Below are 16999 nucleotides of genomic sequence, written 5' to 3'. Positions count from 1 at the left end.
AATAAATTTGAAAATAACTTTTTATTTTTTAACAAAATTATAAAAACAAGAACATCGAATTAAGCCCAACCAGAGGCTTAAGTACAAGACAAATTATAACGTTGAGGTGAGGTTAAAGAAGTGTCGCTGGCTCTCCTCTAACCCCTTAGCGGCATCCATGAACGAGTCCGGCAATACGCTATCGGGAACAGGATAATAAACATCGCCATCGCCTACAGTCCTGCCATTTAACACACTGGAAATCTTGTCCATATTACCCTGAATCCCCAAAATAAATTCATTGGCGGGTTCCTGGTTTTTCAGATGTTCTTTTTCAAACGAAACGCGATCGATATAAAAAAGCACATTTTTTATGGCGTTCAAAATCGACAGAGAGTGTTGATGCAACTGATCATGCGATCCTTCAGCGCTAAACCAGGTGGGTTCAATGGCAACTCTGGCCGCGATATCTTCACATTCCACGAGACCGGTCGCGACCTTCTGACGTGTTTCATTATGGCGAGTTGCACTGTGAAGCCAGCTCCGGGCTTCATCAAATAATGCACCAAGATTCTGCAGCATTACACCGCCCTCTCGTTCCGGTCTTATCAGGGTATGGATAAGACCTGCAACGATAATCCCCAGGATAATACCGACGATCCTGTCCCTTACTTCTGTCAGCCCTGTGACCGGACCAAACGTCTCAAGCGTCGCAAGAGCGAAGGTGAACATGATTTGCACCCCTGCATAACTTACATTCTCCGGGCCAGCAGAGATCCACGAAGACAATGCGATGACGGGAAGCACAATACAGAGCAAGCCAAACAGCGTATCGATCCGTGGAGTAAGATAGACAATAGTCACCAGCGCAAACACACTGCCAACTGCAGCCCCGACCAGACGAAGGATGATTTTCCGCTGCGTATTCCCCAGACCTGGCTGCGCAACAATGAGACAACTGAGCATAATGGTATGAATACCTGACCAGTCCGTTGCGGTATAGAACAAATAACAAACTGCCGCACTCAGCAGTGTTTTAAGTGAAAAAAACACATAATGTTCGTTGCTGAAGGCATCCTTTACCAGAAAACCCGCGTGTGTAGCTGGCGATGGTACCTGGGTATTTGCCTTATTTTCCGCTGCCGCCACTTTTTTGTTATAAGAGCTGATAATGCCCGCTATCGCGATAAAGGCCGGTTCTGCGGAATGCAATACCGGAGGTTTCGTTTGCCAGTCAGGCTCCCCATTAATTAGCATTAATTCTAACGGCTTTAGTGCATTACGGAGTGTTTCTGCATCCTTTAATACATCCTCCCCTTCAAAGCTAGCGGGAAGATGGCACGACGCCGTACGCAGTTCAGAAACAATTGCGATCGCAGTAAGATAATGCCCCCCTTTTTGTGCAGCATGTTTGTCCCGCATCGTTTTGTAACGTAAAAGCCGGTACAGCGTCTGAATATCGCGTCCTGCCTGGCTTAAGGTATTTTGTCTTCGCAGTAACGTGGCATCAGCTGAAAGCAGAGAAGCCATATCCGACAGTTGTTTTCCAATGGCCCGTTTTAGCTGGATCTCCGGCTCCACTGGCATCAGGAGAGAATTGACAATTAATGTCACGGCAATGGGGTAGTTAACGGCCACCCATACCCAAAGGATCCCTCTGACCAGAGTTTCTGCATCAGGTGAAATATCCACAAGGCTTTGCGTGTATATTGCGACAATAGCAACCACAAAAAATACCACACCGATTTTTGTCGTCCGCATCAAAAACACGCTGACAAAAAAAAGCGTGAAGGAGATTAGGATCCGCAAAAACGGGGTATTCCATGTCACTTTCAGAACCATTAATGACAGAAGAATAGAGAAAGTGGACCCGACGATAAACAGTATCCCCGTCAGTCTGGTCACAACAATGTTCGTCTGGGTGACAAAAAAAACAGTAATTAATGACAAAGCCAGCAGCGGTACCTGCAGGCTTTGAGACATGATCACCACAATCGTACAGGCCACCATAGCACGTAAGACATGGTTCAGACGCCCGGGATATGGACGCATAGAAATCCACAAATCACTCATAGCAGGAGACGTGGTACCCATAGCCTGACCCCGTTAAACCTTGTTGCCGCGGTGCAACGTTACAACAGCTGAAGCACCAATACGGAAGAGTCCTTTATCGGTTTCAGACATTTTTATTTTTACCGGGAAACGCTGGGAAACATGAACCCAGTTAATGGTCTTTTCGACTAACTGCAGGCCTCCGACGGTGGCACTGTCACCCGGAGCAACGCCATAGCTCATTGACTCTACGGTGCCAGAAAAAGCTTTGCTGGTATCCGCCATGATAAATACCGTTGCCGTTGTTCCTTCAGTAATACCTTTCAGATCGGTTTCCCGGAAGTTGGCGATGACATACCACTGTCTTGTATCAATGAGCGTCATGACGGGTTGCGCCGGGGATGCATATTGACCCGCAGTGGTCTTCAGTGCCGTGACTCGTCCATCGAATGGGGCACGAACTTCACTGTATTCAAGATTCAGCTTAGCTTCGGCAATTTGTGCCCTGACTTCATCCCGCTGCGCCACAAGCGCATCCACACCGCTGACAGCGGCACTGGCCTGTCGGGCCTGAAGTCTGGTCGAGTTATAATTAGCTTCAGCACTGTTTCTCGCTGTTCTGGCCTGCTCCAGCTCTTCTTTAGACACATAGTTTTTACCCATCAGCGCCAGCTTACGGTTATATGTATCCTGCGCCTGCTGATACTGACTACGGGCACTCTCTACCTGGGCAGCGACGGCATCGGCGTTGTACTGCTGCGCACTGACGGAGCGTTCTGATAACTTGATCTGCTCATTCAGGGTGATCAGGCGGGCCTGACTGGCATCCAGTGAATTCTGGAATGGACGCGGATCAATGCGGTAAAGCAGCTCCCCTTTCTTCACGAGCTGGTTATCTTTGACTGGCAATTCAATAATTCTGCCACTCACCTCAGGAACGACGTTGATGGTGTCAGCATAGACATAAGCATCATCAGTACGCGGTGCGGCATCAATTCTGAACAAGACAAGCACCAAAACCATCAGCGTCACCAGTAATAAACTGAGCGCATAAATTTTTCTTTTTACGGTCATTTCGGCACCTTAAGACGGGAAGAAAATCAGCCATGCCAGCATAGAAATCAATGCTGTAACGCAGGGATACACAACGACTGCCGGGGATAACCAGCCCGTTTTGTGCAAGTTACTGGAAAGTAGGTGTAAGAGCGTCATTCCTGTAACACCGATGCCCGTACACAGAAGCCAGTCAGGGAAGGATGCGCCGAAAAAGACAACAGAAGGTGCGGGAGAACACCCAGTCAGGGAGCTCACGGCAATAAACAGCACCGTCAGAAGATGGAATGATGATGGCTTGCCTGGATGTTTGTGCATTTTCGTATGTTCATGAAATTTAATGTTAAAGTAGCTAAACTTGAATCTTTATTCAAGTTTAGCTTATCTTATACAGCACCAAATCTCAAGATCGTGCAAAATAGACAACCAACAGGTCACCTTCTTCCGGGACGCATTATGGCAATTTCAGATACCAACCGCTTACGACCCCCCATGCAACGAAGGGGGCACCTCAGGGTTCAAAAAATCCTGGATGCAGCCGCTGAGATTATCAGTGACATCTCCATTGAAAAGCTCACTATTCAGGAGCTTGCAAAGCGTTCAGGTACAGCGCCGGGTTCGCTTTATCATTTTTTCCCCGATATTGAGTCCGTTAAGGCATCACTGAAGCTCAGTTTTGATAACAAACTTTCCGAGATGCTGGACGCGATAAAGAACAAACATGTGGAGCAGGACTGGTGCTCTTTGCCTGCAGGCGATCTTATTAATACTATTTTTCAGCCCTATGCCAACTTCCTTATTGAGAACAAGGCCTATTTACCACTTCTTCTGAGAATAAATCCGGATTTTACACAGTCGAAGTTTCTTGCATTCCTGATCCATATATTAGAGTGCAGGATCAAGAACGTTACGAAACCAGAAATTATACGAGAAGCGAACTTCCTTCATTCCCTCGCTATAGGTACTCTGCAGCAGGCTTTCCAGCGGGATAATAAACTTCCTTACGAGTTCATTCCCAAAATACTGCATACTCTGGCACTCTACCTTGAATCAACGGAAGTACAGTTGGTTAAATCAGATTAGTAAAAATGCCTTTGATATCAAAGGCATTTATTGCTGATATATGTCTGAGTACATGTCCTGAAGTGCAAGGTTGTTAACGCAACCACCCTGTCCCATGCACTACCTCTCATAGCATCAAGAGGTGGTTGAATTGCATGCTGACTCCCTCCGCGAAAGAACGTCACAGCCACTGAGTAAATGTGGTTAGCAAACCGATGTTCTTGATACTGAATTTTCTATAATTAAAAAAAAGCCTGCAATTAAGCAGGCCAAATTCAGAAGAATACTTCGCGCTTAAGTATATCAAGAAATCGTGGACAAACTATCTTAAAAAGCCAATTAAAATCAATCAACCTATTATTAGATTGAGAGCATTTATTGCCAAAATGCTTTTTAATTTCACTAATGGTGATTACATTCTTCTATTTAATTTCGCCATGAAATTTTTATATAAACTGCACACTTGCCTCTCTTTTTACCGTGTCCAAATAGGTCTTTATCCATATAACCATATCTGCATAATCTCTCCAGTATCTTATGATATTTTGCGCTAATTGCTGGTGAATCAGGATGTAAGGACACTGGTTTTAGTTCCATGCACTTTTTGAGATATCTGGTGTTTCAGCCATCAACCTATACTCTTCCGGCACCTGGTTATTCAGTGACTCATGGGGCCTCACGTGCCACAGGACAGCGGTTTCATGCATAACGTCTATCGACCCGCCGGGTTAAGTACCTCAGGCGTCACCAGCGGAGCCGGGTTACACACCGAAAGACATATTTAACGGTACACCCGGCTTTGACGAACGTCAGAACGGCAATGCTCTGGTGTTCAGTAAAACGGGTTTTACGCGGGGCGATCTCCTCGGGGAACATAATCAATATGTCGGAAGATCTCTAAAAGTGAATGGTTCGGTTTACAGGGATGGTTACAAGAAAATCGATACAGGAATAACCTCAACTGGTGGCCGGTTTTAGTTGACCACCACAACGTGAGCTGGTACAAAAATTTTTAATTTATAAATCAGTCAGCCGTATCGTTAGGATATCATCCTGAGTATGTTGTCTCCGACGATTTACAGTTTTCAGGTAGCCTATGAATGAGCCTCTGTCTCCTACCGCCGTTATTGTGGATGACCATCCCCTGGCGCGCATGGCCATACGTGGCGTGTTGGAAAAACAGCACATTGTCATCATCAAAGAGTTTGAAAGCGGGGCTGCGGCCCTAAAGGCATTGACGAAAACAGCGGTGGATATCGTCGTTGTGGATGTCGAAATCCCCGGCATAAATGGCGTTGAGCTGGTAGAGAAACTCAGGGCGCAGCGTTTTACCGGTGTGTTAATCGTAGTATCAGCAAAAAACGACCGCTATTACAGTAAACGCTGCGCGCAGGCTGGCGCGAATGCTTTTATTAGTAAAAAGCAGGATATGGAAAATATCCTCGCAGCGATTAATGCGGCGCAAAATGGTTATAGCTACTTTCCCTTTTTCCTGGAAGAACCGTCTGCGGCACTCACGGATAACCAGCGTCTTGAATCTCTCTCCGCGCAGGAGATGAAAGTAATGAACTATATGCTGAGCGGCCTTGATAATACACAGATCGGCGAAGCGATGTATATTAGCAGTAAAACGGTAAGCACCTATAAAACGAGATTAATGGAAAAATTAGGCTGTAAATCATTAGTCGAACTCCTCTCTTTTGCCCATCAGAATAAGCTGACCTGAAGATGGATCTACGGCTTGTACTACTTCTGCTCCTCTGGGTTTTCAGCGGACGTGCTGTTTATGCTCAGGATGCCTCCCCCATTGAGCTGGAGCTGTCGGGATATAGTTACATTACGCCGGTACCGGTTTACTTGAGCGAGGATGACAAGCGCTGGCTGTTGCAGAAAAGAGCGCTACGCGTCGGGGTCTATCAACCGGAGCAGGCTCCGTTGGTGCAAACCACGCTCAGCGGGCGCTACAGGGGAATGAATGCTGACTATCTGACGCTAATCCATTACTCGCTAAATGTCCGCATCGCCGTGCTGAGCTATAAAAACCGCGCCGATGCGATCCGCGCACTACGTGCGGGTGAGATTGACACGGTGTTGACCGGTCTTGATACGTTTCCGTTCGCTGAGGAGGGTATTCAGCTCTCGGAGTCACTGGTGCATTCCTGGCCCGTGCTGGTGACCTCGCTCTCTAACGTTATGGGGCCCTTGCAAAGTCCGCAAAGTACTCGTATTGCGGTTGTTGAGGGCTATCCTGGCGCTGATTTCATTCATGAGGCGTTTCCGAATGCCGAAATAGCCAATTACGCCAGCTATCAGGAGGCGCTGAACTCCGTTATTACCGGGCAGAATAGATGGTTTATGGGAGATTCGCTGACCACCAGCACCTGGCTTTCCCAGGAGTTCAGCCTGGCATTGAGTACGGTTAAATACTGGCCTTCGCCGCAGAAAATGAGCCACTTTTTATTCTTACCGGCACAAGAGCGCTTGCTGAACATCATTAATAGCACCATCAATGCAATAGATGAAAATCAGCATGGACAAATTGCGCAGTCGATGATCGACAAAGGCAATCTCTCTTTTTTGCTCGAACCACTCAATCTGACGCCTCGTGAAAAACAGTGGCTAAAAACAAACAAAACGCTGCGGGTAATTATTAATCCGTGGTTTGCACCTTACACTATGGCCGACAATAATCAGGAAGTACGGGGTATTGTAGGGGATATTCTTAATCTGATTAGTCTGCAAACCGGCCTGCAATACGAAACAGTTGTCGTCAACTCGCATGAAGATATGCTTTCGGAGATGAAAAAAGGCAACTGGCATATTGTACAGGCCGCCACCTATGATTTGAGCCTCCAAAACGCCCTCTCCTTCACTCATCCTTTTATTACCACCCAGTTTGTCACCGTTGTCAGAAAAGAAGATGCTCAGGCGATAGCGCTAAAGGCAGGGGCGCACGTGGCGATAAGCGCAGATCACCCGCTACTGATGCAAATGAAAGCCCGTCATCCGGATATCCATTGGCAAGAAGTAGAAAACGCCAGCGTGGCATTAAATCTTGTTGCAACGGGGAAAGTAGACGCAGCGATCTCTAATCAGCTCACCGCTCGCTACCTCAGCGAACATTATTATCCCGACAGGCTGACATGGCTCCCGTTACCGGAGGTGCAACCGGCGGCAATCAGTTTTGCTGTTCCCCGCTCAGAGCCTGAATTAAGGCAGATCCTTGATAAGGCCCTGGACGATATCCCCCAGAAGGAAGTTTTACAGATTGTCGGTAAATGGGTACGTCTGCCGGACGTCCAAATAGATACCTGGGAGTTGTATAACCGCCCCTTCTACCTGGTCGCGACCCTCGCTACGCTGCTGGTGGTCAGCACCTTACTCTGGGTGCTCTACCTGGCACGGCAGGTACGTAGAAGAAAAGAGTCGCAGCGTTTATTGGTGATAGAAAAGAACAAAGCGCAGAAAGCGAATGAAGAGAAACGAAACTTCCTCTCTCATATGAGCCACGAGATCCGCACCCCAGTAAGTGCCATTGTGGGATTTCTGGAACTGCTGCAAAACTCAACGACAAACCTCAGCCCTGAAGATAAAACCTCGGTCGATCATGCCGTTACAGCTTCGCGCTCACTGTTGAAACTGATTGGTGAGATCCTCGATCTGGAGAAGATAGAGTCCGGTTTGCAGGAAGTGATGCCGAAGTGGGTGCATGTTGATGCGATTCTCAAAGAAAAAGTATTACTTTTTACCGCGCTTGCCGCGCAGAAAGGGATAGGACTGCGCTATGACTCGCATCTGGATCCAAAAGAAGCTATGCAGCTAGATCCACAGATGTTGGGACAGGTACTGATGAATCTTATCGGCAATGCGGTGAAATTTACCCGTCATGGACACGTTCAGGTCTCGGCGAAGAAGCTGAATCACACACTGGTAATTTCTGTAAACGATACAGGACCCGGTATCAGCGGCGAAGAACAAAAGTCGCTTTTTATGCCCTTCAGTCAGGGGAAAATGGGGGAATTTCATCGCGGGTCAGGGCTGGGATTGGCTATCACAAAGGCATTGATGAAGCAGATGGGGGGCACAATAGATCTGCAAAGTGAACTTAATCAGGGAACCAGCGTGACGCTGAGCCTGCCAGTACAAATTTCATATGATGCACTCACTGAAGTCGTTGAAACTGAGCCCTCACCGCCTCCGTTTATTGGCAAAGCGCTGCGGGTATTAATTACCGACGATCACCCTTCCAGTCGTCTGCTGTTAAAACGTCAGCTCGCCTCACTGGGAATTGCTGCGGATGAAGCGAAAAACGGCGAAGAGGCATTACGCTATCTTCAGCAGGACCGTTACGATTTATTGATTACCGACCTTAACATGCCCGTGATGGACGGTATTGCGCTTACCCGCGAAGTAAGAAGATTTGATAGCGATCTTCCCATCTGGGGTCTGACCGCTACAGCGCAGCAGCATGAGCGTGAACGCTGCCTTGCGGCGGGAATGACCGACTGTCTGTTTAAGCCAATTACCCTCGCGCAGATCTCTGGCCTGTTAGCCGGAGTAAGCCAGACGAATGGAGGGGCGTTCGATGAGAAGCGCCTGGCGGTGCTGGCGCAAGGCAATCGGGGGCTTATGCTCGCGGCACTGCATGATGCACAGCGGGAAAATCGACACGATTTAGAAGCAGCCCGGGTGGCCGCACGCGACGAAGACTATCCGTCAGTGAAGTATCATATTCATCGCCTCAACGGCACTGCTCAATTGCTGGGCATTAATGAAGTCATCACTATTGCCCAAATGCTGGAAGAACGATTGCCTGACGCTGTTTCTGCGGCAGAACTGTTCGACGTTTTGAACCGAATCGAAAGCTCGCTCAACAAGCTTGACCAGGCCATTGAAAAATTTCAGCAATAGCCTCTTTTCCTACATATGTAGGCGCTTGCCGACAGAATAATAAGCCCTCGCTGATGTTGCTCTACTGTTAACCGGGTAAAATTAGCCCTGTTCCGATGCAGTACCTTTTGTTAAGTGACGATAGAATATTACCTAAGAAAAATCCAAATTGATGATTATTACAAGTTCTGGCTATCAAACAACCATAGATCATTAAGTTGCGCCTATGTTTCATGGTAGTTTTAAATGCCATAATTTTTATTTTTAACTGGTGTTTTTATTTGTCTTTCATTGTTTTTAATGGATTAATGTTCTTTGAATGATGAAAAGATAGTAGAAACGATCGTTTTTAACCCCCAGTCCGAAATCCATTACTTTTATACTGTTATAAACATATAATTTCTGTAAATTTCACACTGATACATGAGAGGGATTACTGACGCTAAATAATAAAGAGGATTATGCCTGGAAGGTAAGTTTATGGATTTGTCAGGTTCCATTTTTTCTGATGATTATTTTTTTATCGTCGGCATGAGTGAGTTGTTAACTCCGGAGTTGATTGATGAAAATTATTGTATTATAGACATTGAAACGATATGCATATCTGAGGTGCGAAAAAACATAATTCCCGGAAAAAAAGTTATTATTTTTATCAGCAACGTTCTTGACTACTATGCCTTAAAGCATATGCCTGACTTCGTCTTTATTGACAAGAAGTGCCGATTAAATGAAATTCTCTCCTGTTTGCTGGTTAAGAACTCACAATATAATTACAGAGTGAAATATTCACTTTCTCAGCGTGAGGAAGAAGTGCTCTCTTGCATGCAAAAAGGGTTGGATGTCAAAGAGATTAGCCAGCAATTAGGAATGACAATAAAAACGTTTTATGCACATCGCCGCAGTCTGATTTTTAAACTACAGCAAGGTAACCGTGTTGCGCTGTATCAGAACATTGCGCGCAGTGAGGTCTATAAGCAGAGCTCTTATGAATATGACTGAGTAGCATGCTTTATTAAAAATGGTTTTATGAATGTAAAAGTCCACATGGATTTCTTTAATATTTAAAATTTGTTTTCTTACAATTTAATTAACTATATGGAATTTATATATGAAAAAGATTGCACTGCTTTCTGCTCTTGTGTCGCTGTCCGTTTCTCAGGCTGCAAATGCTGCTGATGGGGTAATTAATTTTACCGGCAGTATCACGGGTACGGCATGCGTGGTCGACACAACGTCTATCGCTCAACCCGTTGAGCTCGGCACCATTTCAACCACCGCTTTTACCGGCGGTAATAACACTACGGCGGCGGCGAAACGTTTTAACATTGTGCTGAAATCCTGCCCGGCCAGTATTTCCAGCGCCAGCATTCGCTTTGATGGCACGACCAACACCGCTAATCCCTCCATTCTGGCGCTGAGCAACGGGCAAACTGCAACTAACGTCGGAGTAGCTCTCTATGAGCAGGACAGTACGACGCTGATTCCGGTGGGTTCCTCCTCAGCAAGGGTAAGTCTGCTGGAAGATGTTAATAACACGCTGACTTACTTTGCTAAATATATGGCAACGGGAGTCGTTGGTGCAGGAACGGCAAACTCTTCGACATCATTTACCGTGACTTACCAGTAAAAACAGGGCCACTTGTGGCCCTTGTTATTCTCTCAGGATCTCTTCATGTTACAGAAAGTACTTAAAAAATCGCCGTGAGTTTACTCCTTCTCTCTTCCGCGGCAATTAGTGGTGTGGAAATAGGCGGCACCCGACTTATTTATAATAGTAGCGGTAGTCAGGCGGCAATCAGCGTGAGTAACCCGGACAATACACCATATCTGATTCAGTCATGGGTGAGTAGCAATGAAAACAGTGACGATGGTGATAGTCCATTTATTACCACGCCGCCTTTATTTAAACTAAATCCGCATGCGCAGAATTCGGTTCGTGTGATGTTAATCGGTAATTCTGTACCTCAGGACCGGGAAAGCGTGTATTGGCTAAATATTAAATCAATACCGTCATCGTCGGCGGATGCGAAAAATGAGTTGCTGATTGCAGTAAAAAGCAAAATGAAGGTTTTTTATCGCCCGTCTGGCCTAAAAGGAGATCCTTCACTGGCATATCAACAATTAACTTTTTCAGTCTCTGATGGGAAACTGAATGTGCATAATCCGTCACCTTATAGCGTGTCGCTTTATCATGTGAAAGTGAATGGAAAAGAATTAGCTAAACCTCCAATGGTTTTACCATTTCAAACCTTATCGCTATCTCAGTCGGCGTTAAATGGTGGTGAAATATCATGGCGTGCGATCAATGATTTCGGAGGTATCACGGCTGAGCATAAATTTAATTTTTAGGTTAATCATCCATGTCCCAGACCAATGTGGTGTCAGGTTTTGCTAAACTAACTCAGTTATTTTTGTTTATTCTTTTTTGTTTACGCGCTACACCAGGGCTGGCGGAAGATTATTTCTCGCCAGACTTTATTGAAACACGCGGAAATATCACAAGGGACATTGATATATCCCTTTTTAGCAAAACCGACGGGCAGGTTCCCGGTGTTTATCATGTGGAAATTTATCTTAACGGTAACTATGTGGAAACACGCGATATCTCATTCGTCGGAAATGAAAGTGCCTTATCACCGACTCTGAAACGGGAAGATTTTACGCGCTGGGGAGTAAAACCCAACGCGCAGCCCGGCTGGATGGATATGGATGAATCAGCGACGATCGACAATATCAGCGAACTCCTGCCGGGGAGTCAGAGCCATTTTCAGTTTGATGGCATGCGGCTTGAAGTCTCGGTTCCGCAGGAATATCTGCGGCGGGATCCTCAGGGTTCCGTATCGCCGGAGCAGTGGGATGACGGGTTGAATATGCTGTTTGTGAATTATAACTTTTCAGCTGCGAATAACCGTGGTGACGCCGAATCGCACAACGACAGTTATTTAAATCTGCGTAGCGGTATCAATGCAGGTCCCTGGCGACTCCGTAATTATTCAACTTATAACAACAGCAATGGAATGAGCCGCTGGAACACAATTAGCACCTCGCTTGAGCGAGATATCAAGGTATTGAAAAGTCAGTTTAGCGTTGGTGATGGTTATACCCAGGCTGGGGTCTTCGACAGCGTGAATTTCCGTGGTGTGCAGCTTTATTCAGATGACTCGATGCTGCCGGAAAGCGTACGCGGGTTTGCTCCTGTGGTTCGCGGTATTGCACAGAGCAACGCTCAGGTGACCATACGTCAGGCCGGGAATATTATCTGGCAATCATATGTTCCCCCGGGACCGTTTATGATCGACGATCTTTATCCCACCGCCGCCAGCGGCGATCTCGACGTCTCGGTTCGTGAAGCGGACGGCTCCGTGCATCAGTTTATCCAGCCGTTTTCTGCGGTACCGGTTATGCAGCGCGAAGGTCAATTCAGGTATGCGCTAGCTGCGGGAAAATATCGGGCGGCAAGCGACCAGGATAAGGAACCGACATTCCTGCAAAGTACCCTGGGCTATGGCTTACCGTGGGATACAACGGTGTATGGCGGGATGATAGTTTCTGAAGATTACTGGTCAGGCGCATTGGGTATAGGTAAGGGGTTTGGGGATATTGGCTCACTCTCTTTTGACACCACGTTTGCTCGTTCGCAGTTGCCTGAAAAGACGTCAGAAGGGGTTTCGTTACGCGCACAGTACGCCAAAGATTTCGCGACGACAGGAACATCTTTGAATTTGACGGGTTATCGTTACTCTTCATCGGGCTTTCGCGATTTTCAGGAAGCAAACGGCGATGTGAATCCGTTTCGTATTGCAGGCGATGAGATGCAGCTTGATGACAATTGGCGCTATCAGCGAAATAAACGTAGTAAGGCTCAGATAACGCTGAATCAAAGACTTCGCGACTGGGGCAACCTGAATCTCTCAGCCTGGCAACAGGATTACTGGGGAGGTAATAGCGAGCGCAGCATTAACGCGGGATACAACACCAGCGTTAACAATATTAATTACGGCCTGAACTACAGCTACTCAAAGGGGCCATGGCGCAATGACAACGATCATATCGTCGCTTTTACGATGCAGATCCCGCTATCACGTTTTTTGCCAAACAGCTGGATGACCGTTTCTGCTAACGGTAACAAAAAAGGCGATAGCGTTTCACAGATGGGATTATCCGGTTCTGCGCTGGAAGATCAAAAACTGAGCTGGAACGTGCAGCAAGGCTATAACAGCAAAGGTTCCGACGCGATGGGCAGCGCTTCCGCCAATTATAAAGGCCGCCATGGGGAGTATCAGCTGGGCTACAGCTATTCCCGTGATAACCGCCAGTTTTCCGTTGGCGCGATGGGCGGACTGGTGGTTCATCCATACGGCATCGCCGCGACTCAGCCTCTTGGCGAGACCCTGGCGCTGGTGAAAGCGGATAACGCTGCCGGAGTGAAGGTGGCAAACAATAGCGGTATTTACACCGACAGCAAAGGTTTTGCGGTGGTGCCGTACGTTACGCCATATCGACAGAACAGCCTGTCGCTGGATACCGCTACGCTGAATAACAATACCGATGTGCTCAATGATACGAGAACGGTAGTACCAACAAAAGGTGCTTTGGCGCTGGCGGATTACCCCACCGTAACGGGTTACAAAGTCATGCTGCAATTGACTGGAAGTGAGATCCCGTTCGGGGCCACAGCCATCGTTAAAAATCGCGATAACGTGGCGAATGGCATTGTGGACGATCACAAACGGGTCTGGCTAAACGGCGCACCGGAAAAAGGTACCGTTGAAGTTAACTGGGCTGGCGAAAGCTGCCGTGCGGCCTATCAGATAACACAGCCCTCTGACAAAACGCACAACGTTACTGCGCAATGTCATTGAGCCGGAGAGAAAGAAAAATGAAACCTATTTTAACCACCCTGATTATTGCTGCGCTGGGGATGTTTTCTCGTACGGTTCTTGCCTGGGATTGCACCACAACAACGCCTTCAACCGCTGTCTCACCGCAGAATATTACGATATCGCGCAACCTCCCCGTAGGCGCGGTTATCGGAACACAGCTCGTGACACCGACGATCAATGCGTTTAGTTGTTTCAATTCGGATCAGGGTCTGATCTCCAGTCAGGTTTTCGGTGTGATGGCGAACGGCACATTTGATTCGATGGTGAACGGCCGGCGAGTGTATAAAACCAATGTCGACGGTATTGGTTATGCCATCTCGGGCTCCACGACAATATGTGCTGGCGGCAGCACGGCAGTCACCGGAAGTAATACTATTCGGGGCGATATCAATACCGCTAAGCTTTGTGAGAACACCAGCGGAATGGTCAGCCCGACGTTGAATGGCACCATGACAGTGACGTTTTATAAAACCGCAACGGAAACGGGATCCGGAACGATAACTGCGAGAACGGTAGGTGCGCTGGTTTTGCTGAATAACGCGCTGCTGTGGCAATCCCCCGCAGCGAATGTCAGTATCAATGCGTTCACGGTGACTACCCCGGCCTGTAATCTGGCAACGACATCAATACCTGTTGATATGAGAGATGTGGATAAAAACACATTTAGCGGCAAAGGATCTACGCCCGGAGATGCTTACACCCAATCGTTCAACCTGCCGATGACCTGCAACGCCGGAACAAAGGTCAGCGTGAAAATGGAGGGGAGTATTTTTGATGCCAACAGAGGGGTCATCAATACTACCAGTGGCAATAACGCAGCGACAGGCGTGGGGATTCAGCTGCTTTATAACAATCTGCCGATGGCGCTGGGTTCCGATATCGCCGTGGGAACCTCCTCAACAGGCGGCAGTTTCAGCGTGCCACTAAAGGCGCGCTATTATCAGACCGGGGATACGATCACTACCGGTACCGCTAACGGCGTGCTGTCATTTACCATGACGTATCAATAGCGATATTAACGCCAGAGGAAATCTGGGTGCCGCAAGCGGACCCCGCCGAAAATTCGCATAAGATAAGCAGTGGCTTATTATTACTTACGTCTTTGCCTACAGCTGTAATTGTCCTCTGATAATTACAGACAGCTGGATGTTGTTCATTATTCATTAAATAAATTTCATTTACGACTTTCACTTTGAATGAAAACATCTGGAGCCATATGCGTTACCGCAATAGCATTATTATTTGTATAACTCTTTTTTTTGTCCTCTGTGCCGCAGGTGTAAGTTTTCTTTTTCATCAATTAATAACAAATCAAAAAAAACTGACCCAGAACCATCTACAGACTATCGTTGGTGAACTGGACAGCATTATTAGCAATGCCAGCATCGCGGGTAATCGTGCGACAGACCTGCTTAATGGTCAATGTAACAATAAAGTACAGACTGAAGTACGTAAGCTGGTGGCTACGCTACCGGATGTAACAACCATCAATTTACTGCAGGGGAAACACCTTTATTGCTCTTCAATTTTTGGCGGTGTGAATTTTACATCTGACGCTCATTGGCCCCCCACTAAATCACTTTTTTTAATGAGCGATAACTCCGTCAAGCCTTCTAAATCACTGTTGGTCTACCACGTGTCCCGTGGAGAAAAAAGCGTCATGGTCGGCCTGGATAATTATTATATTCAAAATGAACTTAAAAAATATCACGGGAGTTACTCTTATATTATGACGGTGAATGGTGTTTCGCTTGATGCCACTGGGAATATTTTTAAAAATCTGTTACCTGAAGGGCAGATCACGTATTCCTCCACACAATTTAAATATAGTGTCAGCGCGTTACCTTTGGTACCGCTTAGTTTGCTCACTTTCTGGCAGAGTGAACATGACAGGATTTTACTGATTTTTTTAATTTCCGGAGGACTCTCGATATTATTTTTAAAATACCTGATTCATCGTCAATCGATGTTTTTTATGTTACGAGAGGCGATCGATAATAACCAGCTAGAGCCTTTCATCCAACCGATTGTAGAGGCTCGCAGCGGCAATATTGTTGCAGGTGAGATTTTGATGAGGTGGCAGCACCCGAAATGGGGCAATGTTCCGCCGGATCGGTTTATTCCCCTGGCTGAGAAAAATGGCCTGGTAAGCCGCATCACCGAATTGGGCATCCAATCGGTAATCCGAAGCTTTGAGTCGTTGGATTTGAAATCGCTTCCATTAACGACGCTATTTTTCAACGTCTCGGCTGCGGATTTTGCAGGCCATAGCCTGTTAAACGCCTGTCAGTCATTCAGGGATAAAACGGCGAACACAGCATTACATATTGGGCTAGAGATCACCGAAAGAGTCGCCGTTGAAGATTCCGCGTTTGTCAGAGAACTTTGTCAGCAACTTGATATGCTGGGGGTGACACTCTCAGCAGATGATTTTGGTACAGGCCACTGCAATTATAAGCTGTTGATGCAACTTCGTCCGCGCTACATCAAGATCGATAAACATTTTACCCAAGAAATTGAAACGGACGAGGGCAAAGAGGCCATCGTCCGCAATATTATCGCTATTGCAAAAGACAGGGGGTGCCTGACCATTGCGGAAGGTGTGGAAAGCGCCTCGCAGCGTGAGAAGTTGGTCGCGATGGGGGTCAGCTTTTTACAAGGTTACTTCTTTTCGAGGCCCATTAAGGCAGCGGTTTTCTTCGACAAGTTGCAGCACTCCACCCTATAAAAAGAAGCCAGAACGCTTCCTTAAACCCTGACTTGAAAATTTTAAGGGTGGGTCTTCAGAGGGATCGTTGTCGCCGCCGCGGCTGGGCCTGGCTCAACAGTTACACGCGGTGCTGCCCCCAAACGTATTTATACAGGTTATAAGGTTAAGTACTTAACCTGCCTTCGATAATTCCGGTAGCGTGTAAAACACCGTTACTGGGGTGATACGATGCCAGGCATTAAGCTTCATTGGGGCGTATCTCTGAACCGAACACAGAATGTCCCAACGGTAACTTGATTCCGGTTGAGTCCAGTTGATAACAGGAGATAGGATGCGGGTTAAAAAACGCAGGAGAGAATTTTGAGAAAAA

At 46.9% G+C, this 16999-nt stretch carries 12 protein-coding genes and 1 pseudogene; 9 read left to right on the top strand and 4 right to left on the bottom strand.

What is annotated here, in order from left to right:
- Window positions 1-93: 93 nt before the first annotated feature.
- The 3 genes from ACJ9N4_RS11770 to ACJ9N4_RS11760 are packed head-to-tail and all read right to left on the bottom strand — an operon-like array spanning window position 94 to window position 3402.
- On the bottom strand, window positions 94-2073 hold the full coding sequence (locus ACJ9N4_RS11770) for an FUSC family protein (protein WP_411500516.1): 1980 nt from the start codon (window positions 2071-2073) through the stop codon (window positions 94-96).
- A gap of 12 nt (window positions 2074-2085) precedes the next feature.
- Window positions 2086-3105 carry a multidrug transporter subunit MdtN gene (gene mdtN, locus ACJ9N4_RS11765; protein WP_182273871.1) on the bottom strand — a complete coding sequence of 340 codons (1020 nt, stop codon included), beginning with the start codon at window positions 3103-3105 and terminating at the stop codon, window positions 2086-2088.
- A 9-nt stretch (window positions 3106-3114) separates the two neighbouring features.
- Entirely contained in the window at window positions 3115-3402 is a 288-nt protein-coding gene (locus ACJ9N4_RS11760; RefSeq protein WP_182273870.1) for a YtcA family lipoprotein, read from the bottom strand.
- Window positions 3403-3540: 138 nt separating this feature from the next.
- Here ACJ9N4_RS11760 and ACJ9N4_RS11755 point away from each other — a divergent pair, with 138 nt between their 5' ends.
- Window positions 3541-4167 (top strand): TetR/AcrR family transcriptional regulator, encoded by a 627-nt coding sequence (locus ACJ9N4_RS11755; RefSeq protein WP_182273869.1) that lies wholly within the window; start codon window positions 3541-3543, stop codon window positions 4165-4167.
- 566 nt (window positions 4168-4733) lie between these two features.
- Here the strand turns inward: ACJ9N4_RS11755 and ACJ9N4_RS11750 are convergent.
- Window positions 4734-4823, bottom strand: a pseudogene (locus ACJ9N4_RS11750) (integrase); the annotation flags it as partial.
- A 419-nt stretch (window positions 4824-5242) separates the two neighbouring features.
- On the opposite strand from ACJ9N4_RS11750, the gene evgA reads away from it, so the two are divergent.
- From evgA to ACJ9N4_RS11710, 8 genes are all read left to right on the top strand, one after another.
- Complete coding sequence (gene evgA, locus ACJ9N4_RS11745) at window positions 5243-5872, top strand: acid-sensing system DNA-binding response regulator EvgA (protein ID WP_182919467.1); 630 nt, start codon at window positions 5243-5245, stop codon at window positions 5870-5872.
- A gap of 299 nt (window positions 5873-6171) precedes the next feature.
- A complete protein-coding gene (locus ACJ9N4_RS11740) occupies window positions 6172-9057 on the top strand; it encodes a response regulator (RefSeq protein WP_411500515.1) in 2886 nt (961 codons plus the stop codon).
- A gap of 459 nt (window positions 9058-9516) precedes the next feature.
- The gene (locus ACJ9N4_RS11735; RefSeq protein ID WP_182919465.1) at window positions 9517-10035 is read left to right on the top strand and encodes a helix-turn-helix transcriptional regulator; all 519 of its coding nucleotides are present in this window, start codon (window positions 9517-9519) and stop codon (window positions 10033-10035) included.
- Between the two features lie 109 nt (window positions 10036-10144).
- Complete coding sequence (locus ACJ9N4_RS11730) at window positions 10145-10663, top strand: fimbrial protein (protein WP_196390888.1); 519 nt, start codon at window positions 10145-10147, stop codon at window positions 10661-10663.
- A gap of 74 nt (window positions 10664-10737) precedes the next feature.
- Window positions 10738-11385, top strand: a complete 648-nt coding sequence (locus ACJ9N4_RS11725; protein ID WP_411500514.1) for a molecular chaperone — start codon at window positions 10738-10740, stop codon at window positions 11383-11385.
- An 11-nt stretch (window positions 11386-11396) separates the two neighbouring features.
- Entirely contained in the window at window positions 11397-13898 is a 2502-nt protein-coding gene (locus ACJ9N4_RS11720) for a fimbria/pilus outer membrane usher protein (RefSeq protein ID WP_182919463.1), read from the top strand.
- Between the two features lie 17 nt (window positions 13899-13915).
- A complete protein-coding gene (locus ACJ9N4_RS11715) occupies window positions 13916-14929 on the top strand; it encodes a fimbrial protein (RefSeq protein WP_182919462.1) in 1014 nt (337 codons plus the stop codon).
- A 206-nt stretch (window positions 14930-15135) separates the two neighbouring features.
- Window positions 15136-16647 carry an EAL domain-containing protein gene (locus ACJ9N4_RS11710; protein WP_182919461.1) on the top strand — a complete coding sequence of 504 codons (1512 nt, stop codon included), beginning with the start codon at window positions 15136-15138 and terminating at the stop codon, window positions 16645-16647.
- Window positions 16648-16999 lie beyond the last annotated feature (352 nt).

This window comes from Enterobacter sp. LM3, from assembly GCF_046622475.1.
Taxonomy (GTDB): Bacteria; Pseudomonadota; Gammaproteobacteria; order Enterobacterales; family Enterobacteriaceae; genus Enterobacter; species Enterobacter cloacae_P.
This window is presented reverse-complemented; position numbering and strand designations above follow the sequence as displayed.